A 25,845-nucleotide genomic window follows, 5' to 3' on the forward strand; every position below is an offset into this window, starting at 1 on the left:
AATAGAAACATGCTATGATAGACATATAAAATAGATTGTATTGATGGTTGTATAAGGCAGTCATATTCCAGAAAATTATAGATTCATATCATTCGATTCTTTATGAAACATGGCTGAAATATAAAAGTTTTGGCTTTTGTCTAAGAGCTATCTCTTTGAAGATAAATTATCGTTTCCACTTACACATGTTTATGTAATGTAATGAACAAGATATTTTTATTGTCTCTTAAATTCATCTTACAATGATATTTGCAAACAGAATAATACAAGATTCATTAGGTAGAAGCATCTTATTTATGTAACGTATAAGCTAAGAATATCGGGGCAGGGATATTGCGAATCTCTGTTTTTGTAATTCTTTAAAACAAGAAGACAATCTAATTTGGGAAGAAGATGAAATTTTAAACCTGAAAATCGGTTCCCATTTCTACAATCATTTTTAAATTCAGTTTTACGCTATCTAAAGCAATATCTTTTAAATAATGGAGATTATCTCACACCTTTATTTTTCTCATTTTCTAATGAAAGCATTTCTCTGATGTGTCAGATAAAATAGAATGCCCAAAAAAACACGATTGCTGTTATATATTCACGTGCTTGTTTTAAAGAGACCTCTCTTAAAACTTCCAAGTCCACTTCGCGACGGTGACCGTGAATAGTGTAACCGATAAAGCCATTGTGCACATCCCCATTTTTACGTTTATGAAGGAGGAAGCCGAGCATCATTACACCCCCCAATGTTGAGACAGCTCTAGGCACTTTAAGCCTTTTATTTTCTCACATGTCAATTCTGTTTTTTATATGTAAGAAATGATTTTTGGAATTATAACTTTGAAAGTCTAAGATTGAAAAAAATGTTATTGTACTTGTTTGTGGCTGTCATTTAAACTGAAAGAATAATCTGATTATAAAGATAATAAATTGGTTTATATGAATAATTTATTTTTGTATTGAATTAATTAAAAATATGCGTCTACTTGTCACAAGTAGATTAATATGTGGATAAAAATTATTAAAGATACTTCTAATGAATCATCTCAAGTGTCAAGGGTTGTTTCAATATTAGAACATGGCAAGTAAAATGACGGTGTTGGTTTGTCATCTGTATAAACATTAAAATGGTGGTAAAAAAAGGATTTTATGTACTTCACAAGGATTTTTTATACGTTCTACAGGTACCATTGTGAAATGGAATGGCGTGCATTGAGAGATATCTTTAAAAAAAATGCATGAAAGAGCAACAGCTATAGTATTTTGGGGCGTTCTATTTTACCAGATACATTAGAGAAATGCTTTCATTAAAGAATAATAGTAAGATTAATGATTGATTTCTTTACGCCTTCATATTCATCCTAAATTAGATTGTATTTGCGTTTCAAGAATAAATCAAACGGTAGGAATATTTTTTTCAATTTGCTACACAAAAGCTGAAACTAAGGATTTTAATAATTCTCTAATCTCTTTTTCAAACTACGGTGGCATGAGGGCTGGTGATTGATTTATAAGCAACTGTAGCTTGCCAGCGGGTTTTGTATATTTTGCCACTAGGTTTTGTACCAATTTATTTTTTTTCAAAGAGTTTTTAAGGTGTTCTCAAAGGGTCTTCAAAGGCCTTTCAAAGATCATTTAAAGCCCCTTTTTCTTTTCTGCTCAAATCGCAATTTGAGATGATCAACTCCTTGAGTTGGAACGTATTATTTGAGAAGCAACATATATAAGATGTGTTCACCTCTTTTAGTCAAATTGACTGATGATTTTTCTGTATCCCAAACACATTATTCAAGTACATTATTAAAGGGAGAAGCATTTAAAGAATTCGGTCAAGTTGACCGAATTGTTCTTCAGTCTGCAATTATGCAATGTTATATTATTGCTCCTTTGAGGAATTAGGTAAACATTACCCTATTGCTGTACTCACACAATAGGATCAACTTGATCCTATTTCTCGTTTTAGCAATTGGTGCAACTTGCACCTATTCCTCTAAATGCCCTTCATCACCAATCAAAGGGACAAGTTGTCCCTTTGATTTTCTGTCACTCAGAGGTTTCCTTTTCTCCTGCCTCTTTTCCCTTGTTTGGTGCCTCAAAGGTGATTTCTGTTGTGTATCCGCTTTGTTTGTCATAGCGGTGGGTGACAGTAGCGGCTTTCCATGGCCCATTGATTTCGCCGCGAAACCCTTGCAATAAAAGAGGTTGATCCGCCATGATTTCAGGGCGTCCCTCAAGAGACAAAGAGCCACTGCCCACAGCACGACATAAGCGGTCCGACTCGGAAACAGCAGCAGCTCGTGCTTCCTCCTCACAAGTGTAACAAGTCCGCAAACGCCGCACGGGACCGCTAAACCCTGTCTGATGCTTGACTTGGCATTGCTGCCCTTTTGAGCGATCAAAATAAGAAGCTTCAATAGTGCCGTATTGCGTGCGTGGCTCTAACGTGAATTCCCAGTTAGAACAGTCGTGCTTATGAAGTTCGAGTGCTGGTAAATTGTCCCCGCTTAAAAATAAAAACTTATTGTCTTTGATTAAAAACCGCGCCTGCATGCGATCTGCAAGGCGAGTTAAAAAATCAACAGCGGATTGGTCTGTGCGTATCACATAAGCTAAAGATGTTTTAGTGAACTGGGGGCTAACCTTGGCTTGATAGCCATGACGTTTGGCGAGTGTTTCGACAATCTCTCCAACGGTTTTATGGTCAAAATGTTCACTCGCCTGTTCTTTGAGTTCTTTGTGCATCGAGGCGCTTTTGCCACAAAGGCGCAAAATTTCTCCATCACTGTCCCAATACTCACCACCGACTCAACAACAAAACGCCCCATAAAGGCACTGATGCTGTTCTCATAACCAAAGATCACCTGTAACGCACTGTTGCTTGAGGGAATCTCTAAATCATTGCCACGATCATCAAACTCTGCTTCAAATGTATCGGCTTCATTCCCGGCATGGTCCGTAATGGTTGCGGTTAAAAGACGCTGGTAAAAAACCTCATGAACAGGTTTGTCTCCCACCTTGACCGCAATAAAAGGGTGTGTGCGCATTAATCCCATAACCGCCTCACCATGCTGTTCTTTTCTTGGCTAACAAACTCAGGCAGAATGACCTTTAAGCCCCATGGCAACAGAGCACCATACCCTGCAATACCTGGATTGGCTTCCAGTGTGGCTTCTAAATAACCGTTTTTACCTCTTCTAAAATTGCATTTAAAGCGTCAAATAGAGGCTGAAAAAGAATACTTCAAAACTACATAAGATACAGCTTAATGCCTCTCTAAAATGAAAAATGAAAGTGGAAATCTTTTTACATTAAAAAATTTATATAAATTATTGATAAAAAATACTTTTTACTCAATTTTTAGAGATTTCCACTTATATATGGAAATCTTTTTTGCTTTTTTGGTCATTTTTGGCTGATTTTGACGTCAATTGAACTTTTAGATTGATTTTTTTCACCGGGTCTTCAAAGGCGGTTTTCTGGGATTTCACAGACTTTTCAAAATTTTTCACAGGGTTTTCAAAGACCTTTCAAAGCCCTCTCTCATTTTTACCATGAAAACGCACTTTTTTCTGATTTTCACTCTTTTTAGCTCTTTTTTACAATTTTAGGTGTCAAAATCTATTTTGACAAAACGCGCATTTAATGCTAAATTTTATACATAAAAACAACAAATTACCACGTATTCCTACTTAATCCCACCTTTTCCCACTTAGTATAAAACCTAGTGTCAAACTACAACAACGACAAAAGCGTATGCTTTAGTAAGGTAAATAACGTCATAAAATACAAAATTTATCAACCATGGATTGAAGAAATATTCCGGATTTTTATAAAATATTTTGCGAAACAGGGCATCGTACATCTTGGTTTTGTATTGACTTATTCTTACAAATATTTGCACATATTCCTTACGCCATATTATTATAAGTCAATACACTATTATATAGCTGAGAAAGTAATCAATACCCGATTAAAGCACTATGCACATGATTGATTTTATTTTTTAGTGCAATGAAATAAAATTTATCCTTCTTGGGAATCGTCACTTTTTTTCAGTTCTTCAAGTATTGGCATAGACATGATGTTATATCCTGAATCAACATAATGAATTTCACCTGTAACACCTGATGATAAGTCAGAGAGTAGATAAAGAGCAGATTTTCCAATTTCATGAATATTTACGGTACGCCGTAATGGGGCATTACGCCGTTGATGTGAAAATATTGCACGTGCAGCTGCAATACCATTACCTGCTAAAGTTCTAACAGGACCAGCGGAAATCGCATTGACACGAATATTTTGAGGACCAAAGTCCGCAGCTAAATAACGTACCATAGCTTCTAAAGCTGCTTTAGCAACACCCATGATGTTATAATTAGGCACAACTTGCTGTGAAGCACCATAGGTAAGAGTTAAAAGTGTTCCTCCATTGGGCATAAGTTTACCGGCGCGCTGGGCAATTTCAGTAAAGGAATAAGCTGAAATAACCATCGTGCGTTGAAAGTTTTCACGTGTTGTAACATCAACGTAACGCCCTTTTAGCTGATTTTTATCTGAAAAACCAATAGCATGGACAATAAAATCAATGGTTTTCCATTCTTTTTCAAGTTGTTCAAAGACGTAATCAATATTTTCACTTTTTTCAACGTCACACTCTAGCACTAATTTGCAGCCAAGTTTATCTGCTAGGGGATGAACACGTTTTCCAAAAGCATTTCCTTGATAAGTCAACGCTAATTCAGCTCCTGCTTGTGCGAGCTGACAGGCAATGCCCCAAGCAATTGAATGGTCATTCGCAATTCCCATAATAAGGCCGCGTTTGCCCTCCATCAAACCTTTCATATTATTCTCCGTAAGACCGTACTTTTTTCAATTACTAAGAGCTTTTGTTTATACATAACGTTGGAAAACAAGCGTTGCATTGGTACCGCCAAAGCCAAAAGTATTTGACAATACGGTATTCAGTTGTTGATGATCACGTCGTTCACGAACGATAGGCATATCAGCAAAAGCTGGATCAAGTTCTTCAATATGGGCACTTTCACAAATAAAATTATGATTCATCATTAACAATGTATAGATTGCTTCGTGAACACCTGCTGCTCCTAAGGAATGTCCTGTTAGAGATTTGGTAGCGGAAATGGGGGGGCATTGATCGCCTGTTCCAAAGACACGACGGATAGCTTCTATCTCAGGAGGATCACCAACAGGAGTTGCTGTTGCATGGGGATTGATATAATCAATTTTATTATTGACTGTTGCAAGGGCCATGCGCATGCATCGTTCTGCTCCCTCTCCTGATGGGGCAACCATATCATGTCCATCGGATGTCGCACCGTATCCAATGATTTCTCCGTAGATTTTTGCACCACGTGCTTTAGCAAGTTCTAAATCTTCAAGGACTAAAACACCAGCACCTCCAGCAATGACAAAACCATCACGATTAACATCATAAGCACGTGAAGCTTTGTGAGGGGTGTCATTATATCTGCTGGACATAGCGCCCATGGCATCGAATAAAACAGATAGTGTCCAATCCAAATCTTCGCAGCCACCGGCAAAGATGCGCTTCTGTTTACCATATTGAATCATTTCGTAAGCATTACCAATACAATGATTGGAGGTAGCACAAGCTGAAGAGATTGAATAATTGATCCCCTTTATTTTAAAGAAAGTTGCTAATGTTGCAGATGCTGTGGAACTCATCGCTTTAGGGACAACAAAAGGTCCAACTCGTTTTGGACCTTTTTGGCGTGTAATGTCAGCAGCTTCTACGATTGAATGTGTTGAAGCACCTCCAGAACCCATAATAATACCCGTGTGTTCGTTCGATACTTCATGCGGTTCTAGACCCGCATCAGCAATTGCTTGATCCATGGCGATGTGATTCCATGCTGTTCCACGCCCATGAAAACGTAGAGCACGTCGATCTACGAGTTCTTCTATATTAATATCGGGCTTGCCATAAACTCTGCTACGAAAGCCTAATTCAGCATATTGAGGTGCGTAAGAAATTCCGGATTTTGCTTCACGTAAACTGGTTAAAACAGCTCCAGGGTTATTTCCAATTGCGGAGACAATTCCCATTCCGGTTACAACAACTCGACGCATTCATACCTCCTCGTTCCATACAGAATAGTGAAAAGTTCTTTCTGACGGAAATAACGTTCAATCTTCTTTGAATAAAGCAACGCGTAAATCGTTCGCCTTATAAATAGTCTCTCCATCTGCTTTTAGCCACCCATCAGCTATTCCTAAGACTAAATTTCCACGTCGAATACGCTTAAAATCTATTTCATATTCAAGAATTTTGGTTTGTGGAGTTACCATCCCTGATAACTTTACTTCACCTGTTGATATTGCTCTTCCTTTGCCTGGTTCGCCTAGCCAACCAAGAAAAAAACCTGTTAATTGCCACATACCATCCAGTCCGAGACATCCTGGCATGACGGGATCGCCTATAAAGTGACAATTAAAGAACCACATGTCTGGTGTAATGTCAAATTCGGCGCGAACCATTCCTTTATCGTATTTACCATCAGTTTCACTAATTTGAGTGATTCGATGAATCATTAACATTGGCGGTGCTGGCAATTGCGCATTACCTCTACCAAACATTTCGCCGCGAGCGCAGCTTAGAAGCTCTTCATAAGTGTAGCGAGACTTTTGTTCAGCCATTGTTACTCCATTTATTTGCATATATCTTTATTTCTGCGCTTTTCCCAACCTACTTTTAGAGCAAATTTTAAAGAGAGGGAAATGATTTTATATCATTTTTAATGACAAAAGCCTTTTTTTATGTATTCTACATAGGTAATTATTTAAAAATGGAATACAAGATTACACCATACTATTCCCATTTTTTTGTATTTTGATCTTATTTAGCAGGAATATATTTGGGTTTATAATATGTCAGTGAGTGCAGACAATTTAGATATGAATGAAGAGCAGCAGTTCACAAAAGAGTGTGGAAAAATTGTGCAATATTATTCCATTTCTATGTTAGAAAAACGTTTGCGTCAAAATGGTCTGCGTCCAACACGTCAGCGGTTGGAACTTGCACATATGATTTTTTCTCAAGGAAATCGTCATATTACTGCTGAAGAGCTCTATGAGGAAGCGGTGAGGGCAGGTGTACCTATATCTTTAGCAACGGTTTATAATACGCTTCATCAATTTACGGAAACGGGATTATTACGGATTATTGCCGTAGAAGGCTCAAAAACTTGGTTTGATACCAATACCTCTGATCACTACCATTTTTATATAGAAGGCGAAAATCGTATTCTTGATATTCCTTATAATTTGGAAGAAGCTCCCATTATTAGAAATTTGCCTAAGCCACCAGAAGGTATGGAAATTTCACATGTTGATTTAATCGTGCGATTGAAACCAAAAAATCAATCTTGTGATAGGCAGTGAGGATATTCAATGAGGAATAAAAATTAAACTTGTTGAGTTTGAGTATTCACCAACCTTTTACTTTTTCATCAGGATAGATTCCCCATAACTGGGGTTGCTGAAGCCATCCCCGCGTATTATTAATGTTTAGTTCGCACCATTGTCCATCACATTGGCGGATGTTACCAATGACGTTAGGTTCTACTTCCGCCACAAGTTTTGCGTTGTCGGTGGGGTTTTTTCGTAGCATCAGCCTTTTTGTTTTATCTTTTTGCCATGGAATAGTTATAGCAGTTCGCTTTCCCGATAAAAGCGATTGATATACCCATCCCTCATCGCCTTCTGCATCACGAATTTTGCGCCATTGATCATATTCTTGAATGATTTCAATAGGTAAGCCCTTCTTTTTGTAGGTGAAAATGATAGAATAGTTGCTTCCTGGTCCGACGCGTACATTAACGCTGGTGGGTTTAATCGAAGCAAATCGCGGAAGTGGTAAACCACTGGGCCCTAAATTTTGATTAAATGTTTGTGCATGCAACAAATGAGGAGAACCCAATACAATGACTATTGCTATTAAGATACATGATATGAGTATTGAAACGCGAAACCAACGAGAATTTTGCACACCGAACTCCTTTATTTCGTCATATATTGGAAATTTAAAATCTGAAAGATAAGACTGGAAACTGATAAAAAGTATGACACATTGCTCGTTAAAGAGATCTAAACGATGAAAAAATTGCTACAAAAATATCAAAATAAGGAAAACAAAAGGTTTGTATTTCTTAGTGCTTATCTTGTTTATGAGGGGGTAGATATAAATAAACATGAGATTTTTATGTAGCTGTAGGCGTGATAAAATAGTAAAGTATACTGGAGCCTTAGCAGTTTTTGTACAGGAAATTAGGGCTAAAGTATTGCATCTCTTTTCTGAGTTTGTTTCTCAAAGTAAAAGTCCATGTATGCATATTATGAACAAAGAGCTGTTCAGTAAAGGGATTATTGTGTGGCTTGAAAAGAAGTTTTGAATGAACAAAATAATACGATAAATAAAACATTTAAGCGTAAAAATATGAGCAACATTTATAGAGTAGATTGATATATGAAGGGCTAATTTTAACAGGATACTTTTTCGTGATAATTCATTTATAAAATTTGCTACACTCTAATCTTATGCCATGATAATGCTTATCCGTATGGTAGATAAGCTGGTTTCATCGTTCTATTTACCAGCTTTCAATGTTATGCTATTCTTATTATTTATGGTATTCATAAGAAGCCTTTTTGTTTTTTCTTAAATAGCTTTTATTCTATTTGCGTACGAATCCCGCTTATGATGTACGAGAAAATAGTCTTCATTGATTCAATATGAGAAAGTGTTGAGAAAATTTACGTTATTCAGAATTATTACTTAATATGAAAAACGATTACTTATAATAACAAATCTCCGCTTTAGAAACTTTAACTCGTTATTTAAATTTTAAAAACATTTCCATCAAAAATAGTAATAAAAGGCACATTCATCCATATTAAAACACAGTGTTTTCTCTGTTTATTGTCAATTTTCTTTTTCTCTAACTCAGTATAGAAGAAAGTTGAATGAAATAGAAAGGCTTATTCGATACACTGATGAGGGTAATTACATAAGTGATGAATAGAAGAAATTTATCAAGAAAAAAGAATCTATAGTGCAGTGGTTGAAATTCGTCATCCTTTAGAGAGACAGAATCAAGAGATATAAAAAGTTATGGAATTATATCGTTTCGTTACATAACTGAAGGGAAAGAGGATTATGAATTTGATATTATATTTTACACACAATCGCATATTGCGATAGTTATTTTTGTTTTGTAATCAGACCTAGGATGATCGAAAGATGTAGAATATTTAATGACAAAAAAGAAATTCATCATGAAACTGTACATAAGAAGCAGTGATGTAAGAGATATCCAGAAGGAAAAAATTATAGCGAAAAGTGATAATAAAACACCCCGCACTCAATTTACATAGGAAAAAGTCGCTTAAATACCTCAAGTGTAGTTTGTTATCTATTTTTTGAAATATAAGAGTGAAATAAAAACCACCTCTATGATAGAAATCTTATTATTTTCAAATAACTAACATATTAGATAACATTGTACACAAAAACCTACACACAAGCAATTTATTGCAATCAACTATGAAGATAAAATTTTCTAGTAGTTTACTATCTATTGCTTATGCAATTATATAATATTATAAAGTATATTACTTTACCGCAACAGTTCGTCCGTTACTAACAAAACCTTCTCTTTGTGCACGCTTACGAGCAAGCTTACGTGTACGACGAATAGCTTCAGCTTTTTCACGAGCACGCTTCTCAGATGGCTTCTCATAATAAGTACGCATTTTCATTTCACGGAAGATACCTTCACGCTGCATCTTTTTTTTCAACGCACGGAGCGCTTGGTCAACATTATTATCACGAACGAGTACTTGCACTATCTATCCTGCTTTTTTCAGTGTCATAAATGATAGGAAAAAACCTACGTCCTTTTAAAGGCATATCCAAAAGGACAAACGCTTATATCATATAAATAAGACATTTGTCTATATCGCTTTTTAAAATTCTATTTTTTTTATAATAAAACGCTTTTTATAATGAATGATAGAATTTACGGTTATAAATTTATGAAAGTCCTTGTATTTGATCATTTTCGTCAAGATGAATTTTTTCAGCCGTGGGATAATGGGGTAGTCCCGGCATGGTCATAACATCTCCACAAATGACAACAATAAAACCGGCTCCCGCACAGAGACGAACTTCTCGTATGGGAATTTCAAAATCAACAGGAGCGCCGTATTGCTTGGGATCAGAAGAAAAAGAATAAGGTGTTTTTGCCATACAAATAGGGTAGACGCCAAAACCTTCTTTTTCCCAAGTTTCAAGTTGTTTGAGAATAGGGGCTGGGATGATGGCGCCACGTCCACCGTATAGCTTTGTTATAATACAATTAATTTTTTGAACGAGTGGAATATCATCTTGATAGAGAACTTTAAAATCAGAATCGTGCTTTTCAATCAAGGTAACGAGTTCTTGTGCAAGTTCTATAGCGCCTTTTCCACCTTGTTCCCAATGCTTACAGATAATAGCTTTGTGTCCAGTTGTTGCAACTATTTTTTGTAATGTTTTTATTTCAGCATCGCTATCGCTGTCAAAATGATTGATAGCCACAACACAAGGAATACCGTAGTGCTTCATATTTTCTATGTGTCGTAAAAGATTGGCAGCTCCTTTTTCTAAAGCGGTAATATTTTCTTCTGTCAGGTTATTTTTATCCAGACCACCGTTCATTTTTAATGCACGAATAGTTGCGACGATCACTGTAGCATTTGGTACAATACCTGCTTGCCTACATTTGATATTGAAGAACTTTTCTGCTCCAAGATCTGCTCCAAACCCTGCTTCTGTGACAACATAATCAGCAAGTTTTAAAGCAGTTTTTGTTGCTATAACTGAATTGCAACCATGAGCAATGTTGGCAAAAGGTCCTCCATGAACGAGAACAGGATTATTTTCAATTGTCTGTACGAGATTGGGTTGTATAGCATCTTTGAGAAGAACTGCCATTGCACCTTCCGCATTGAGATCAGCAACGGTGATGGGCGTTTTATCATAACGATAAGCAACAATAATTTTCTTGAGTCTTTGTGTAAGGTTTTCTAAATTTTCAGAGAGACAAAGAAGCGCCATAATTTCTGATGCAACAGTAATATCAAAACCTGTTTGGCGTGGAAAACCATTTGTTATGCCCCCCAATGAAATGACAATATCGCGCAATGCACGATCATTCATATCAAGAACGCGTTTCCAAACAATGCGACGTGGATCAATGTTTAGAGTGTTTCCCCAATAAAGATGATTATCTATCATTGCGGCAAGAAGATTATGAGCAGCTGTAATAGCATGAAAATCACCGGTAAAATGTAAATTAAGGTCATCCATTGGAATGACTTGCGCATAACCACCACCAGCAGCACCACCTTTTACACCAAAACAGGGACCTAAAGATGGTTCTCTCAAGGTAGCTATTGTTTTTTTACCAATAAGATTAAGAGCATCACTTAGTCCAACTGTTGTTGTTGTTTTGCCTTCTCCGGCAGGTGTGGGATTGATAGCTGTGAGAAGGATAAGTTTACCATCTGGATTTTTATTAAGCGATTTTATGTATTCAGAAGAAATTTTAGCTTTATCATGACCATAGGGAATGAGATTTTCATGTGAGATACCAATTTTTTGTGCAATTTCAATAATATGTTGCTTTTTAGCAGTGCGAGCAATTTCAATATCAGTTTTAGGCATGGAAAAATTCTTTAAACTTAGCTTTTATTAACGTTTGGGATCTGTACCCCATGGATTAATTAGAAAAATTCATAGAGAACAGAAAAATATTAAGATATCATAGAAATCGATGATATGCCATGCAAGAGATAATGCTAAAGAAGCACAAGAAGAGTTTTATTGTTTTTTAGGAAAAAGAATCTTTGGTTTGCAACAAATGCTGATGATATTAATGGATACCATAAGTGTTTCATAGTAGTACGTTTGAGAAGTAGTTTATTTATTCTTTCCAACAACACACTGAAAAAGTTTCACATGGTGGTAAACCGGAATTTATGGCGGCACATCTGAAGTCCCTCTTAAGATGGGACTGCTAGGAATAAAATATCCAGAAGCATCCAGTTATGGAATAATTAGAAATAAGCACGTAAAAAATTACCTAACTGAGTAGAGAGTATAATCCGGAAGAGACCAAAAACAAGCGCATAGATTGAAAAAAGAAAACAACAACACACGCTACTCATGCAATCGCTACGATTATAAGCTAATAAAAGCACCTTAGAGCTGAATTGAAGGACTCATAACATCTTATTTTAGCAAAATGGCTAAAGAAACGACTCACAACAAAATGAAATAACAAAATACAAAATAAAGAATTTAAAAAGTCTGACTTTATAAGAAGATATTGTTGATGATGGCGCACCCGAAGAGATTCGAACTCCTGACCCCCAGATTCGTAGTCTGGTGCTCTATCCAGCTGAGCTACGGGTGCATACATTTCAATTTTTTACATTGTCTAAGACAAGGGGTTCCTAATCGTTTCATTAAAGAAATGCAAGTGAAACTTGGATAGTAATAAAAAAAATTTCTCTTTTTTATGAGATATTTTAAAAAAAGATATAATATATTATGGCTTCAGTTGGTTTTGATATGAACATTTTTTTGTCATGACCATACAAAGCAATATGAACGATAGTTAACTTGACGTTTTAATCTATGAAAGATAGTCAAGCAGAGATGAGATGTGTTTTTTTGCGGTGGGGGTAAGATATATACACCCGCTGTTGGGTTTTTGTGTAAAACGCCGATATTACTGTTGAAAACTATTTCAGATGAAGATGGCACAGCAAGGGCGGATGTATGGCGTTATTAAAAAAGAGCTTTCCATTGGTGTTTTTAATCGTTGTTTTAACGGTTACCTATTGGGCTGGAAAAAAGAGTGCGGACCAACCCATTTCTATGGTGGATAAAACAAGAGTATCGGATAAAGCTTCAAATGAAAAAATGGGAAGGCCACCGGTAAATGTTGTCGTTGATCTTGTAAAAGTTCAAGATCTTTATGAACAACTTAACGTTCTTGGGAGTGGAAAAGCTCTTGCAGAAGTCGAGCTTACCCCTTTATCCTCAGGTGTTATTGATAAGCTTTTTGTATCAGCGGGTACAAAAGTACAAGCCGATGATGTGATTGCAAAGCTTGATTCTAAAAAAGAAGAAATAGCGGCTGCAAAAGCAAAAGTGCAACGTGATAACAATGCGTTAACGCTTTCGCGCATTCTTAAATTACGCGCCAGCAATACAGCAACGGAAGTTCAAGAAATTATGGCACGCTTAGAGTTGGATAACGCAAATTTAGTTTTGCGTAATGCTGAATTAGATCTCGATCGGCGAACAATTCGAGCACCGATTCCTGGAGTTGTTGGTATTTTGCCCGTTGATGCGGGAAATAACGTGGCCCTTAATACTGTAATAGGCCGTATTGAGAATAGAGAACGTATTTTGGTCGATATATGGGCCCCTGAACGATATGTGTCGCGCATCAATGAAGGAGATGAGGTAACGGCAACGTTAATCGCGCAGCCAGATAGATCTTTTGTTGGTCATATTTATGCGATTGATAATATCGTTGATCCAGAAAGTCGCACACTTCATGTTCAGGTTGAAATCAATAATGAAAAAGATACGCTCATGTCTGGTATGTCCTTTTCTGTTTCCTTGCAGTTTCATGGTGGTTCTTTTCCTGTCGTTAATCCTCTTGCAGTTCAATGGAATAGTAAAGGATCATTCGTTTGGCGTGTGAGAGAAGGAAAAGTAGAGTCTATTCCCGTAACAATTATTCAGCATAAAGCGGATCAGGTTTTCGTGAAAGCTCCCCTAGAAAATGGTGATCAAGTTGTCATTCAAGGGGTGCAAATGCTTTATCCAGGAAGTAAAGTAACTATTGATGATCCAAAGTCTCTTCAACAGCAATTATCAGTAGGTTATGGAACGGATATACAATGAGCCAAGAATTGAGCACAAAACAGCCTACGTCAAAGGTGGAGCAAGGTGGTCTCATTACCTTATTTATTCGCAGACCGGTTTTTACTCTTGTTTTGAATGTTATGATCATCATTGCAGGATTTGCAGCATGGTTAAATGTTGATGTAAGAGAATTACCCGATGTTGATACTCCCGTAACAACGATTGTGACGATGTTTTCTGGTGCATCGGCGGAAACAATTGATCGTGAAGTTACAAAAATTATAGAAGATGCTGTTTCTCGTGTTTCAGGTGTTAAGGCGATTTCTTCAACGTCTTCTTTTGGACGCTCCCGTGTGAAGATTAACTTTAATGTCGGTGTTGATTTGAATGTTGCTGCATCTGATATTCGTGATGCTCTCTCTCGTGTTACCTATTCTTTACCGAAAGATGCGGATTTGCCTTTGATTATTAAAGCAGATTCGAATGCTGCTGCCATGATGTATTTGGTTGTAACGTCACCAACAATGAGTGTTGATGATTTAACCACGATTGTAAACGATCAGATTGTTGATGCTATTTCTGCTGTTGATGGTGTTGGTGATGTACAGGTCGATAGTGCTCGCACAAAGATTTTTCAGATTGATATAGATCAAGCAAAACTTGCAAGTTATGGATTAACTGTAGCAGATATTTCACGTGTTCTTGCTGATATGACAACAGATGTGCCAGTAGGGTCATTACGCAATTCTAAGCAAACTTTAGTTGTACGTGCTACTGCACGTTTAACAACACCAGAATCTTTTGAACAAGTTGTTTTAAAGCCTCATGTGCATCTTGGTGATGTTGCGCATGTTACTTTATCGCCGGATATAGAAACAGTTATTCTTCGTATCAATGGAAAGACAGGTATTGGATTAGGTATCGTGCGTAAAGCACAATCCAACACTCTTAATATTTCTGAAGGTGTGAGAGCCGTTGTTGATAATCTCAAAAGTATTGTTCCTTCTTCTGTAAATATAGACGTTATTAATGACGATGCAATTTTTATTAAAAGCGCTCTTCATGAGGTTGAAGTTGCTTTGGTCATTGCTATTTTGAGCGTTATCTTGGTCATTTTTCTTTTTCTCAGAGACATTCGTGTAACGCTGATACCTGCTTTATCTCTTCCTGTCGCTTTGATTGGTACCATTGCAGCTATTTATCTTGTAGGGTTTTCATTGAATATTCTCACATTTTTAGGACTTGTTTTAGCAACAGGGCTTGTTGTGGATGATGCCATTGTTGTTCTTGAGAATATTGTTCGGTGGCGCAACATGGGATTAGGTTCCAGAGCAGCAGCGGTGATAGGAACACGTGAAGTATTTTTTGCTGTTTTAGCAACAACATTGACATTAGTGGCTGTGTTTGTTCCTATTTCCTTTCTTCCTGGGCAAGTTGGAGGACTTTTTAGAGAATTCGGTTTTGTTTTGGCAATTTCTATTTTGCTTTCTTCAGTTGTTGCTTTAACGCTTTGTCCCATGTTGGCTTCACGTTTTCTCAAAGAACATATTGAGGAGAAAGAGGAAAAGTCCCATCATTATTTTACTTTTTTATATAAATTAGGTACTTTTTTTCATAAGGCATATACGTACAGTTTGCATAAGTGTTTAGAAAAACCTTGGGCTGTTGTTTTTGCTTCACTTATTTTTGGGGGGCTTTGTATTGGGGGCTATATGAAACTGCAACAGGAATTAACGCCAGCAGAAGATAGAGCTCTTATCTTTTTGGTTATTAATGGACCACAAGGTATTTCGACACAATATTTGAACGAGCAGGTAGAGCAAATTGAAGCAAGTCTACAGCCATTACGTGATGCAGGGGAGATTGCTAACAGTTACTCTATCGCGGGTATTGGAGGTTCACCCAATACTGCTTTTTTGATTTTATTGCTTTCATCTTGGAATAAACGTTTACGTAGTCAGCAAGAAATCGTGAAAGATGTTAATGCAAAGGTTAAACAGTTTCCCGCAGTTTTTGTGTTTGCTGCGCAGGGAAATTCTCTAGGTGTGAGTGGAACTGGGCAAGGGTTGCAATTTGCAATTCTTGGCAATGATTATGCAACATTACAACCCATTGCTGATAAGCTGGTTAGTGCTTTACAAGATGATCCGCGTTTTATTCGCCCACGCCTTACTGTTGATGCAACACAACCGCAATTTTTTATTGAAATCAATCGAAAAAAAGCCTCCGATTTAGGGATTGATATCACGAATTTGGGCGATACATTACAAGCAATGTTGGATGGTAAAAAGATTGGTTCCATTAACGTGGATGATCATTCTTACGATGTTAAATTGATATCGCGTACAAATTCTATGAAGAGTCCTAGCGATTTAGAAAATATTTTTTTAAAAACCAAAGACAATCGATATGTTCCTTTATCGGTTATTGCGCGTTTACATGAAAAAGCTATTGCTCCCCAACTAAAACGGGAAAAACGCATGAGTGCTGTTATTTTAAGCGCAAATCTTGCTCCAGATATTGCTTTAGGGGAAGCTTACCAAACTGTACAGAAAATTGCTTCTCCTTTGTTATCGAAAGGAACCTACTTGGTTCCTTTAGGGGAAGCCGAAACGCTTAATGAAACATCTTCCAATTTTATGATTGTTTTTGGCATTGCCTTTTTGATTATTTTATTGATTTTGGCTGCTCAGTTTGAAAGCTTTATTTCAGGATTCATTATCATGGCCACTGTCCCATTAGGGATTGGTTGTGCTGTAATTGCTATGCTATTAAGTGGTGTAAGTCTTAATATTTACAGCCAAATTGGATTAATTTTGTTAATTGGTGTTATGGCAAAAAATGGTATTCTCATTGTTGAATTTGCAGATCAATTACGCGATCAGGGAAGAAGCGTGCGTGAAGCCGTAGAAGAAGCAGCAAACATTCGCCTTCGTCCAGTTTGTATGACAATGATTTGTGCCATTTTAGGAGGTATTCCTTTGGTTTTGGCCAAAGGTGCTGGCGCAGAAGCTCGTATAGCTTTAGGTTGGGTTATCGTTGGTGGCTTAGGTTTAGCAACTATTTTTACGCTTTATGTTACACCGGTTGTTTATCTTTTTTTAGGGCGTTTTATAAGACCAAAAGCAGAAGAAGATTTACGTTTAACAAAAGAACTCAATCAAGTTAAATGATGTATATGATAGAAAAGATTTGAAAGTTTATTCTTGTAAAAATATCATTTTCGGATCTTATCCTTTATATTTTGTATATTCCTTCATTTTTATGTGAGCAGTGAAAATAGCGACCAATAAAGGAGATGCTTTCTGCTTTGTTATTGTTTGGGCATAGATTTCATTATCAATAACCGTATAGGATAAGCTTATGGGAGATAGCTTTTCGATTCGAAATGAAATGGCTTTTAAAGCCACATTAAAAGCTTTAAGAAACCATGCCGCAAAGGATGGGGTCTATGATATTCGTCGGCATTTTGTAGAAGATGAACAGCGTTTTTCCCATTTTTCCCTCAGACTTGATGATCTTCTTTTCGATTTTTCAAAATGTGGTGTGACATTTAAAACATTGCAAATTCTAGATGATTTAGCGGTCGCAGCAGATGTGTTAGGCCGGCGTGATGCAATGTTTTCTGGTAAGGCGATTAATACAACTGAAAAACGCTCAGTTCTTCATATTGCATTACGTTTACCTGCTGATGAAATTTTCATGTTGGATGGTCATAATCTTATTCGCGATATTCAAGACGTCCTTGAAGATATGGAAAGATTTTCTGAAAAGGTGCGTGATGGAAGCTATAAGGGAAGCAGTGGCGAGAGAATAAGTGATATTGTCAATATTGGTATTGGTGGTTCTGATCTTGGTCCTGCAATGGTCACATATGCTTTAAAACCTTATCATGATGGTCCACAGTGTCATTTTGTTTCGAATGCTGACAGTGCCCATATTTCTGATACTCTCTCTATTTTGAATCCAGCAACAACGCTGTTTGTCATTGCTTCTAAAACTTTTACAACGGCTGAAACAATGGTCAATGCTCAAGTTGCACGTCAGTGGATTTGTTCACATTTAGGAGAAGAAGCCGTTTGTACGCATTTTGTTGCTGTTTCAAGTGCGCTTGATAAAGTGGCAGAATTTGGCATAGATTCCACAAGAGTTTTTAAATTTTGGAATTGGGTTGGAGGACGTTATTCAATTTGGTCAGCCATTGGACTTGTTGTTATGTTTGCAATAGGTGGTGGAAATTTTCGCCAATTTCTCAATGGTGCTTTGCAAATGGACCAACATTTTAAAACTATGCCTTTACATAAAAATATTCCTATTCGTTTTGCTCTTTTAGGATTCTGGCATCGTGTTATTTGTGGTTATTCATCACGTTCGATCATTCCTTATGCACAGCGTTTAATACATTTTCCAGCTTATTTACAACAGCTTGATATGGAATCAAATGGTAAGCAAGTCTCGCTGGATGGAAAACCATTAAGTTTTTCAAGTGGTCCAATTGTTTGGGGGGATTCAGGAACAAATAGTCAACATGCTTTTTTTCAGCTTCTGCATCAAGGAACAGATATTATTCCTGTAGAATTTATTTTATTTATAAAAGGGCATGAGAAAAAATTACATTCTATGTATGAGATGTTGCTAGCAAACGGTTTAGCACAATCAAAAGCCTTGATGAAGGGGCGTAGTATTGAAGATGCTCGGCATATCTTGATAAAAAATGGAGTTGATGAGGGTGAAGCAGACCATTTAGCACGTCATAGAAGTTTTAAAGGAAACCGTCCCAGCATTACGCTGGTTCAAGATTCATTAACACCTTTTGCACTCGGTCGTCTTATTGCGCTTTATGAACATCGCACTTTTGTTGAAGGGATTTTAATGAATATTAATTCATTTGATCAATGGGGTGTTGAACTTGGTAAAGAATTAGCAAACGAGTTATTACCAATTCTTCGTGGAGAAAGTAAAGCGGATAATCGTGATAGTTCAACATTAGGGTTGCTAGCACATATTCAAGCAAGACGTGCAAAATAAATATAATTTTACAGTAGTTTTTGTACTAACTAAGCAAAAGTAGAATGAGAGAGAAATATGAGATAATTCTTTAATTTTACTATACGTTCTCTTATTATCTGGATTAGATTTATGTAACAGAAAATCAAAAAAGTGCAAAAATTGTAAAAATGAGAATTTATTCGCAAAAACGATAAAGACCTTTGAGAGGTCTTTGAAAACCCTTTGAGAACACCTTAAAAACTCTTGAAAAAAAATAAATTGGTACAAAACCTAGTGGCAAAATATACAAAACCCGCTGGCAAGCTACAACAACAACTGGCAAGCTACAATATCGCTTTATAAACTGTGGCGGAGAGAGAGGGATTTGAACCCCCGATAGAGTTGCCCCTATGCCGCATTTCGAGTGCGGTGCTTTCAACCACTCAGCCATCTCTCCATAATAAAGTGAAACAAAAATCGGCACTATTTGAGTGTATAAGGGTAGATAACCTTCAATTGTTTTTGGTACAACCTTTTTTTCTTTTTTATGGGACTTTATTGACAGAGAATAGAAATTCCTTCATATATACAAAATATAAGCGTGGGGAAATCTGCGCATATTTGTGTTGAAGAAGGTTTTATCCTTCTTTGAGATCTATTACGACTGATAAAAAGCAGCCTATTTTCCCTTATTTCAAGGCAGAAATTAAATAAGAGCTGGAGTGAACGGAAGGATAAAAAATGTTCGCAGTCATTAAAACTGGTGGTAAGCAATACCGCATTGTTGCTAATCAAGTGGTAAAAGTTGAAAAAGTTAGTGGAAATGCGGGTGATGTAGTTGAATTCAATGACATATTAATGGTTGGGCAAGAAGGTAATGCGGTTATTGGTATCCCTGTCGTTGTTGATGCATTGGTGACAGCTGAGATTTTAGAACAGGCACGTGGACGCAAGGTTATCGCATTTAAGAAGCGCCGTCGTCAAAATTCTAAACGCACGCGTGGCCATCGTCAAGAATTTACGAGGCTTCGTGTTTTAGAAATTTTAATGGGTGGTTCAGAACCTAAAAAAGTTGCTGCGAAACCGATAAAAGAAGAAGAAACTAAAGAAACAAAAGCTGCTGTTTCTGTTGAGAAGACGGCTAAAAAAACGGTTGAAAAAAAGACTGCGCCGCAGAAGAAAGCGTCTGTAGCATCAAAGAGTAAGAAAGATTAAAGGAGAGCGTCTATGGCACATAAAAAAGCTGGTGGTTCCTCGCGTAATGGTCGTGATTCAGAATCGAAACGTCTAGGCGTTAAAAAATTTGGTGGTGAAACCGTTATTGCCGGAAATATTATTATTCGCCAGCGTGGTACACGTTGGCATCCTGGAAACAATGTCGGCATTGGAAAAGACCATACGCTTTTTGCATTATCAAATGGAAAGGTTTCTTTTCAACGCAAAGCGGGTAATCGTTCCTATGTTTCAGTCATTCCTATGGTGGAGGCAGCAGAGTAATCTGTAACACTTTCTAGCCATCAACGGGATTTCATTGAATTGTAGTTGTGGTTTTATAAGTATTCAAAGGGAAAGATGAATCTCATCTTTCCCTTTTTGCGTTGGTACTATAATAAATGTAGAAGATAAAAAGGTAGAATTGGGGAAATGGCTTTTCTCAATGAGGGAAAAAGTTTGTGCGCTGTTATGTTAGTATTTAAGTACTGAACATATTGATATTATGATAGAGTTTGTTGATAAGTTTCTGTATAATAATCAGTGAGGAGAGACTTTCTTTTTATGTATGAAGAAGCGTCGAGTAATTTTTTATAAGAGAAGCAGTTTGTTTTCAGAAAATTATGAGAAATTTAATGAGAGCATTATTGATGTAATCATTTTGATAAAGATGGATCTTTTTATCGGCATTGTGGTATTGATGAGTTGTCATACTGTTTTTAGGTGGTAGTGTGGATAGGTGGGGCTATTCATTTAAAAAGACATAGGGATAAAAAATCCATAAGAAGGTAGTCAAAACTACTTTGAAAGTGACGTGCATTAAGGAGTTTTCGGTAAATCGAGAGTGAAATTATATTTTTAAGGAGTACGGTGTTTAAAGATATAAAAATAACCAACGTGCAATCAGCGCCCTTCAAGAATATTTTTTCTGATTTCACTATTATTGTGTATTATTGAAAATAAACAAGCATAAGAGCTAGGGTTAAGGCAATAATTGCTTTTCATTTTTTACTTTATTTATCTTATTTGTAGAGTTTTTCTTGATTTTGGTAATTGATAATGGTGGTTGGGGGGATGTTCGTACTTTGCAAATGTGCGACAGAGGGTATTGTGTATTTGCGATATTGATTGAAGTAAAGGTGTAGTTTAAAATATATAAATATTATATATCGAGGGTTTGATATCATAAGATGGGCAGCACGGAATTTTAAAGATGATAAGTTGCATGGAGCAATTTGTAATATGTAATGAATTTATAAAGAGGGATAATAGGTTAAATAAACTTTGAGGAATCAATTAAAATATTAGCTGAAGTTACGGATGATTGGGAAGGATGCTTTCTTGTAGGGAGAATAATGAAAAGTTATGTTGGATAACTTAGGATCAACTTAGGATAATGAGAGCATTTTGAAAGCATAGTTTTTCAGGTGATTGGTGCTGTAAAAAACGGGGTTTTGTCTTTGTAAAGTAAAAGAGTAAGAGGCAGACTTGCTTATGATGGTTTTAAGCACTTAGGTGGATAATAATATCTAATTGTTTTATCGGTTATATTGAGGTATTTAAGCACCTCACTTAGCTATATTCTGTAAAATATAAAGAGAGCTGTGGTGGTATTTATAGCTTGTATTTTGGGAAATGCAGCTTTGAAAAGGAATGTATCAGAGATATTGGTGTTCAAATGTGAGGCAATTTGAATTCATGATTAGATATGAGAAAGCAGAAGCAATGAATGTAGATTTTACTGATGGTGAAATCTTGTCTATAAGATCTGTACAACTTGCAGCTGCTTTTGATCATAAAAATGATGCAATTTATGCTGCTGCTGAATTGCTTGTGCAGGTTGGTGCAGTTGATAAGTGTTATCTGGCAAGCATGCTTGCACGTGAAGAAACAACCAATACTTGGCTTGGAAATGGTATAGCCATTCCTCATGGTATGGCTGAAAATCGTGATTTAATTATCAAGGATGCTGTTGCTGTTATACAGGTGCCTGCTGGTGTTGAGTGGCAGGATGGCAAGAAAGCATATTTGGTTATTGCCATTGCAGCGTGTCCAGATCGCTATAGAGAAATTTGTAAAAAATTGACGTCTCTTTTATTTGATAAAAAACAGCTTGAAGTACTTGCAACAACTATGGACAAACAGCAAATTGTTACAACTTTGTTTGACCAAGAGATGAAGATAGAAAAAACTTTTATTGGTGACCTTTCGGTGTGTCAGGAATGGACTTTAGATTATCCAAGTGGTCTTCATGCACGACCAGCTTCTCTATGGGTTGATTTTGCGAAAAAGGCTCAAAACTCTATCAGAGTTCGCCATGGTCAATATACCGTTGAAATGAAAAATTTGGTTGGTTTATTGCAATTAGGAGCAAAAAATGGTGATGTTCTGATTTTTTCTACAGATGCTGCAGAAGGAGCACAACTTCTCAATGATGCCATTGCTATTGCAAAAAAAGTGAGTATTAGTGAAAAATGTCTGATGAGAGCAATGGAATCTCAAACAAAGGCTTTTCATGGTTGGTATCCACGCTCTATGCAAAAAGGCATTTCTGGTGTTGGAGCGAGTTCAGGATTAGCATTTGGTAAGATTTTTGTTTTAAGGCAAAATGATATTTCCATAATAGATCAGCCAATTGATTTTGCAGCTGGCGCAGCATGTCTTGAAAATGCTCTTACAAAAACAAAACATAAAATGGCATCTGTGATTTCTGATATTACAGTGCGTATGGGAGCAGATTCTGCTGCGATTTTTTCTGCGCAAATGGTTTTGCTTGAAGATGAAAATTTAATAGCTCAAGCTTGTCGTTTTATAGCGGAAGGTCATGGTGTCGCTTGGTCTTGGGATAGAGCGGTTCGTCAATTTTCAGATATGTTTTTTAAGGTAGATAATCCTTTGTTAGCAGCACGTGCTGTTAATTTAGTTGATGTTGGTCGACGTGTTTTAGGTGAAATCCATCCATCCTATAGATCGTTCTTTTTAAATGATATTCCACATGGTGTAATTCTGGTTACAAATGACCTTTCTCCTTCTGATGTAGCACAACTTGATTGTACAAGGGTAAAAGGATTAGCAACAGCATGGGGAGGTCCATTATCTCATACAGCTATTTTGGCGCGTACTCTTGGTATTCCAATGGTTGTTGCTGCAGGTGATGATATTTTAGTAATTCAGTCTGATATTCAGGCTATTATTGATGGCGATAACGGGTTTATTTACCTTGATCCTACGCTTGAAGACGTTGAAGATGCTCAAAGGCATATTGATACTGTTGCGCAAAAACGTGTCAGTGAAATAAATGCATGTAGATTACCAGCGCAAACGACAGATGGTCAAAGAATTCGTATCATGGCTAATGTCAACTACGCAAATCAGGTTCCTGTTGCGCTTGATTTAGGGGCTGAAGGTGTTGGACTCATGCGCACGGAATTTTTGTTTTTAGAGAATCCATATATTCCGGATGAAGAGCTACAATTTAATATATATCGGGCGATGATTACAGCTGTAGGAGATAAGCCATTAATTATTCGTGCACTTGATATTGGTGGAGATAAACAGGTTACGCATTTACATTTATCTAAAGAGGACAATCCTTTTTTAGGTGTTCGAGGAACGCGGCTTTTGTTACGTCGACGTGATCTTTTTGTGCCTCAATTACGTGCTTTATATCGAGCGGCAAAAGAGGGTGGAGATCTATGGATTGTGTTTCCGATGGTCATGTCTGTTTCAGAGATTGTCGCTATAAAAAAGATTGCAGAAGAAATCCGCAACGATATTAATGCACCAAAATTAAAACTTGGTATTATGATCGAAGTTCCAGCAGCGGCCATTATGGCAGATGTATTGAGCGCCCATGTTGATTTTTTTTCAATTGGAACCAATGACCTAACACAGTATACAATGGCTGTTGATCGGCAAAATCCGTACCTTGTATCTGAAGCTGATAGCCTTGATCCAGCAGTTTTGCGTATGATTTATCAGACTATTCAGGGAGCTGCACAACATAAGTGTTGGGTTAGTGTATGTGGTGGTATGGCTGGAGATCCTTTTGGTGCAATGATTTTGACTGGATTGGGAATTAATGAGCTTTCTATGATATCTTGCGATATTTCTCCAGTAAAGGCGTGTTTACAGACTCATAGTTTTGAAGATATGAAAATTTTAGCACAAAAAGCATTACAATGTGAAACTGCACGAGCTGTACGTGCTCTAAGCAAGGGTATAAGGTGATAAAGAACATTAAGGGGAAAGAACGAGCTCATTTTGCAGACTAATCAGATCTTTAGTGCTGTAAAACATTAATACAGTATATTAATTTATAATGGTAATTTATCGTTTTACATAATGAGAACCCTGAATATTGTAGGTTTTTTTCGTTTTAAAGTTCTCTATATTTAATTAATAAAAATTACTCTTTTATACATTACAAGGAGGAGTAATGTATGGATAAAAACACTCTAAGAAAGAATAAATTCCTTTTATGCATTCTCTCAAATAGCAATAGATATTTTAACATTAGGCGACAAATAGCTTGATAGTACTTGGCTTTTACTTTTTATTTAAGGAAAGATGATGCTATCCAATAGATTTTATACCATTCATAGATACCGTATGAGGTAGATGTGGCAAGCTTTAAGAGATGTTTTTTTACAAACGTGTGGATGAGAAAGAAAATAGTATTTTTAGAGTATTCTGTTTTGTGATGAGACCATATCACGCTTAAAGAATGCGATAATCAAAAGTATGAAGTAATACGTAATTTCTTTTAAATAATTGAGATTACTTTAGATATTTTGAAAACTGTAAAGCTGAATTTAAAAGTATATGGTAAAAATGAAAACAGGTTTGCATTTTTATTATTTTGTATTTGATCAAAATGAGACTATTTTTTCATTTCAGAAAATAAAATATATTCATACATATTAAATTAAAAATGCAAAGTTTTTTCTGAATTTTATTTTCTTTAGTATCAACTAAATATAGAAGTGTGAAATTGAATAGAGGATTTAGAGTAGGGCTTATTATATAATCCTATGAAAGAGAAAACTGACACCATCACACTATTTTACAGCTCTCAATGTTGCAAAAATTCGTGCTATTTAAGAAAATGCATAAGAGCCACTTATCCTCTCTTAAAATGTTCTTCCCCCACATACCATCCCTTCCTATGACGTATAAGTAAGTGATTTTAATTATTTGGTTGTGTAAAACTATGGACTGTATGCCAATTTTAAGAGAAGTATTTTTTTGTGAAGCAGAAAGTGCGTAAATGAGCATGAAAGTTTATAACTGGTGACAATCTTTTTATTCTCATTATTGTATTCTACAAACCTATCCACGAAAAAAGTTTTTTCTTAAAAAGAAGGGATGTGCTTGTTATTCAACAGATAAAAGCTCTTACTTTAATAAATGAATTTGTTTTTTGGGTTTTGAATGTATAGTTTAGACTTGCACGTTATTTCTTTCTGGGTATAGTGCAAACTTCTGGAGAGGTGGCCGAGTGGTTGAAGGCGCACGCCTGGAACGCGTGTATATGGGAAACCATATCGAGGGTTCGAATCCCTCTCTCTCCGCCATTAATTTAAAACGAACTTTCATATGTTTGATATGACATAGTTTAAAAAGCTCAGCATTTGCAGGATTTTTTATTGTTTGAAATTGACCAGTTCGCGTCGATCTATGCCTAT

At 36.4% G+C, this 25,845-nt stretch carries 15 protein-coding genes, 3 tRNA genes and 2 pseudogenes; 9 read left to right on the plus strand and 11 right to left on the minus strand.

The genetic code is table 11. The features are described from left to right. Positions 1 to 543 precede the first annotated feature (543 nt). Positions 544 to 759, minus strand: coding sequence for a DUF4102 domain-containing protein (locus tag ACFIMX_RS00945; RefSeq protein ID WP_375617546.1), 216 nt, complete (start codon positions 757 to 759; stop codon positions 544 to 546). Between the two features lie 960 nt (positions 760 to 1,719). Here ACFIMX_RS00945 and ACFIMX_RS00950 point away from each other — a divergent pair. Next, positions 1,720 to 1,890: a hypothetical protein gene (locus tag ACFIMX_RS00950; protein ID WP_375639536.1), complete on the plus strand. Its 171-nt coding sequence runs from the start codon at positions 1,720 to 1,722 to the stop codon at positions 1,888 to 1,890. A 144-nt stretch (positions 1,891 to 2,034) separates the two neighbouring features. On the opposite strand, the pseudogene ACFIMX_RS00955 reads toward ACFIMX_RS00950, so the two are convergent. The 5 genes and pseudogenes from ACFIMX_RS00955 to fabA form a co-directional block, all read right to left on the minus strand. Then, positions 2,035 to 3,035 (minus strand): annotated as a pseudogene (locus ACFIMX_RS00955) (phage late control D family protein). Then, positions 3,035 to 3,172: pseudogene (locus ACFIMX_RS00960) on the minus strand (tail protein X); the annotation flags it as partial. The pseudogenes ACFIMX_RS00960 and ACFIMX_RS00955, both read right to left, overlap by 1 nt. Positions 3,173 to 4,014: 842 nt before the next feature. Beyond that, on the minus strand, positions 4,015 to 4,833 hold the full coding sequence (gene fabI, locus ACFIMX_RS00965) for an enoyl-ACP reductase FabI (RefSeq protein WP_375606194.1): 819 nt from the start codon (positions 4,831 to 4,833) through the stop codon (positions 4,015 to 4,017). Between the two features lie 48 nt (positions 4,834 to 4,881). Next, entirely contained in the window at positions 4,882 to 6,102 is a 1,221-nt protein-coding gene (fabB, locus tag ACFIMX_RS00970; RefSeq protein WP_375617547.1) for a beta-ketoacyl-ACP synthase I, read from the minus strand. A 57-nt stretch (positions 6,103 to 6,159) separates the two neighbouring features. Continuing rightward, entirely contained in the window at positions 6,160 to 6,669 is a 510-nt protein-coding gene (fabA, locus tag ACFIMX_RS00975) for a 3-hydroxyacyl-[acyl-carrier-protein] dehydratase FabA (RefSeq protein WP_273722474.1), read from the minus strand. Positions 6,670 to 6,900: 231 nt separating this feature from the next. Between fabA and irrA the strand changes: the two genes are divergently transcribed. After that, positions 6,901 to 7,413 (plus strand): iron response transcriptional regulator IrrA, encoded by a 513-nt coding sequence (gene irrA, locus ACFIMX_RS00980; RefSeq protein WP_375639539.1) that lies wholly within the window; start codon positions 6,901 to 6,903, stop codon positions 7,411 to 7,413. 46 nt (positions 7,414 to 7,459) lie between these two features. Here the strand turns inward: irrA and ACFIMX_RS00985 are convergent, their stop codons facing one another. The 4 genes from ACFIMX_RS00985 to ACFIMX_RS01000 all read right to left on the minus strand — a co-directional run bounded on the left by ACFIMX_RS00985 (position 7,460) and on the right by ACFIMX_RS01000 (position 12,488). Then, entirely contained in the window at positions 7,460 to 8,020 is a 561-nt protein-coding gene (locus ACFIMX_RS00985; RefSeq protein ID WP_375617549.1) for an SH3 domain-containing protein, read from the minus strand. Between the two features lie 1,622 nt (positions 8,021 to 9,642). Beyond that, positions 9,643 to 9,876, minus strand: a complete 234-nt coding sequence (gene rpsU / locus ACFIMX_RS00990) for a 30S ribosomal protein S21 (protein ID WP_375617550.1) — start codon at positions 9,874 to 9,876, stop codon at positions 9,643 to 9,645. Positions 9,877 to 10,063: 187 nt separating this feature from the next. Continuing rightward, positions 10,064 to 11,737, minus strand: coding sequence for a formate--tetrahydrofolate ligase (locus ACFIMX_RS00995; RefSeq protein ID WP_375617551.1), 1,674 nt, complete (start codon positions 11,735 to 11,737; stop codon positions 10,064 to 10,066). A 674-nt stretch (positions 11,738 to 12,411) separates the two neighbouring features. Further along, positions 12,412 to 12,488, minus strand: a tRNA-Arg gene (locus ACFIMX_RS01000). A 368-nt stretch (positions 12,489 to 12,856) separates the two neighbouring features. On the opposite strand from ACFIMX_RS01000, the gene ACFIMX_RS01005 reads away from it, so the two are divergent. The 3 genes from ACFIMX_RS01005 (at position 12,857) to pgi (ending at position 18,985) form a co-directional block, all read left to right on the plus strand. After that, complete coding sequence (locus ACFIMX_RS01005) at positions 12,857 to 13,996, plus strand: efflux RND transporter periplasmic adaptor subunit (protein WP_375639541.1); 1,140 nt, start codon at positions 12,857 to 12,859, stop codon at positions 13,994 to 13,996. Further along, positions 13,993 to 17,130 carry an efflux RND transporter permease subunit gene (locus ACFIMX_RS01010; protein ID WP_375693904.1) on the plus strand — a complete coding sequence of 1,046 codons (3,138 nt, stop codon included), beginning with the start codon at positions 13,993 to 13,995 and terminating at the stop codon, positions 17,128 to 17,130. The genes ACFIMX_RS01005 and ACFIMX_RS01010 overlap by 4 nt, the downstream gene beginning before the upstream one ends. A gap of 190 nt (positions 17,131 to 17,320) precedes the next feature. After that, on the plus strand, positions 17,321 to 18,985 hold the full coding sequence (pgi, locus tag ACFIMX_RS01015; RefSeq protein ID WP_375667278.1) for a glucose-6-phosphate isomerase: 1,665 nt from the start codon (positions 17,321 to 17,323) through the stop codon (positions 18,983 to 18,985). 328 nt (positions 18,986 to 19,313) lie between these two features. Here the strand turns inward: pgi and ACFIMX_RS01020 are convergent. Continuing rightward, positions 19,314 to 19,403: transfer RNA gene (locus ACFIMX_RS01020), tRNA-Ser, on the minus strand. 284 nt (positions 19,404 to 19,687) lie between these two features. Here ACFIMX_RS01020 and rplU point away from each other — a divergent pair. The 4 genes from rplU (at position 19,688) to ACFIMX_RS01040 (ending at position 25,734) form a co-directional block, all read left to right on the plus strand. Beyond that, positions 19,688 to 20,161: a 50S ribosomal protein L21 gene (gene rplU, locus ACFIMX_RS01025; RefSeq protein ID WP_375617555.1), complete on the plus strand. Its 474-nt coding sequence runs from the start codon at positions 19,688 to 19,690 to the stop codon at positions 20,159 to 20,161. Positions 20,162 to 20,173: 12 nt separating this feature from the next. Continuing rightward, on the plus strand, positions 20,174 to 20,443 hold the full coding sequence (rpmA, locus tag ACFIMX_RS01030) for a 50S ribosomal protein L27 (RefSeq protein ID WP_273723965.1): 270 nt from the start codon (positions 20,174 to 20,176) through the stop codon (positions 20,441 to 20,443). A gap of 1,413 nt (positions 20,444 to 21,856) precedes the next feature. After that, positions 21,857 to 24,388, plus strand: coding sequence for a phosphoenolpyruvate--protein phosphotransferase (gene ptsP / locus ACFIMX_RS01035; protein WP_375693905.1), 2,532 nt, complete (start codon positions 21,857 to 21,859; stop codon positions 24,386 to 24,388). A gap of 1,256 nt (positions 24,389 to 25,644) precedes the next feature. Beyond that, positions 25,645 to 25,734 (plus strand) — tRNA-Ser (locus ACFIMX_RS01040). Positions 25,735 to 25,845 lie beyond the last annotated feature (111 nt).

This window comes from Bartonella sp. AD24XZML, assembly GCF_042196485.1.
In the GTDB taxonomy this organism is placed as follows: Bacteria; Pseudomonadota; Alphaproteobacteria; order Rhizobiales; family Rhizobiaceae; genus Bartonella.

Coding starts and splice junctions, on each gene's coding strand:
- ptsP (WP_375693905.1), top strand. CDS start 21,857: ATGATTAGATATGAGAAAGCAGAAGCAATGAATGTAGATTTTACTGAT.
- ACFIMX_RS01005 (WP_375639541.1), top strand. CDS start 12,857: ATGGCGTTATTAAAAAAGAGCTTTCCATTGGTGTTTTTAATCGTTGTT.
- ACFIMX_RS00995 (WP_375617551.1), bottom strand. CDS start 11,737: ATGCCTAAAACTGATATTGAAATTGCTCGCACTGCTAAAAAGCAACAT.
- rplU (WP_375617555.1), top strand. CDS start 19,688: ATGTTCGCAGTCATTAAAACTGGTGGTAAGCAATACCGCATTGTTGCT.
- irrA (WP_375639539.1), top strand. CDS start 6,901: ATGTCAGTGAGTGCAGACAATTTAGATATGAATGAAGAGCAGCAGTTC.
- fabB (WP_375617547.1), bottom strand. CDS start 6,102: ATGCGTCGAGTTGTTGTAACCGGAATGGGAATTGTCTCCGCAATTGGA.
- pgi (WP_375667278.1), top strand. CDS start 17,321: ATGGGAGATAGCTTTTCGATTCGAAATGAAATGGCTTTTAAAGCCACA.
- ACFIMX_RS01010 (WP_375693904.1), top strand. CDS start 13,993: ATGAGCCAAGAATTGAGCACAAAACAGCCTACGTCAAAGGTGGAGCAA.
- fabA (WP_273722474.1), bottom strand. CDS start 6,669: ATGGCTGAACAAAAGTCTCGCTACACTTATGAAGAGCTTCTAAGCTGC.
- ACFIMX_RS00950 (WP_375639536.1), top strand. CDS start 1,720: ATGTGTTCACCTCTTTTAGTCAAATTGACTGATGATTTTTCTGTATCC.
- fabI (WP_375606194.1), bottom strand. CDS start 4,833: ATGAAAGGTTTGATGGAGGGCAAACGCGGCCTTATTATGGGAATTGCG.
- rpmA (WP_273723965.1), top strand. CDS start 20,174: ATGGCACATAAAAAAGCTGGTGGTTCCTCGCGTAATGGTCGTGATTCA.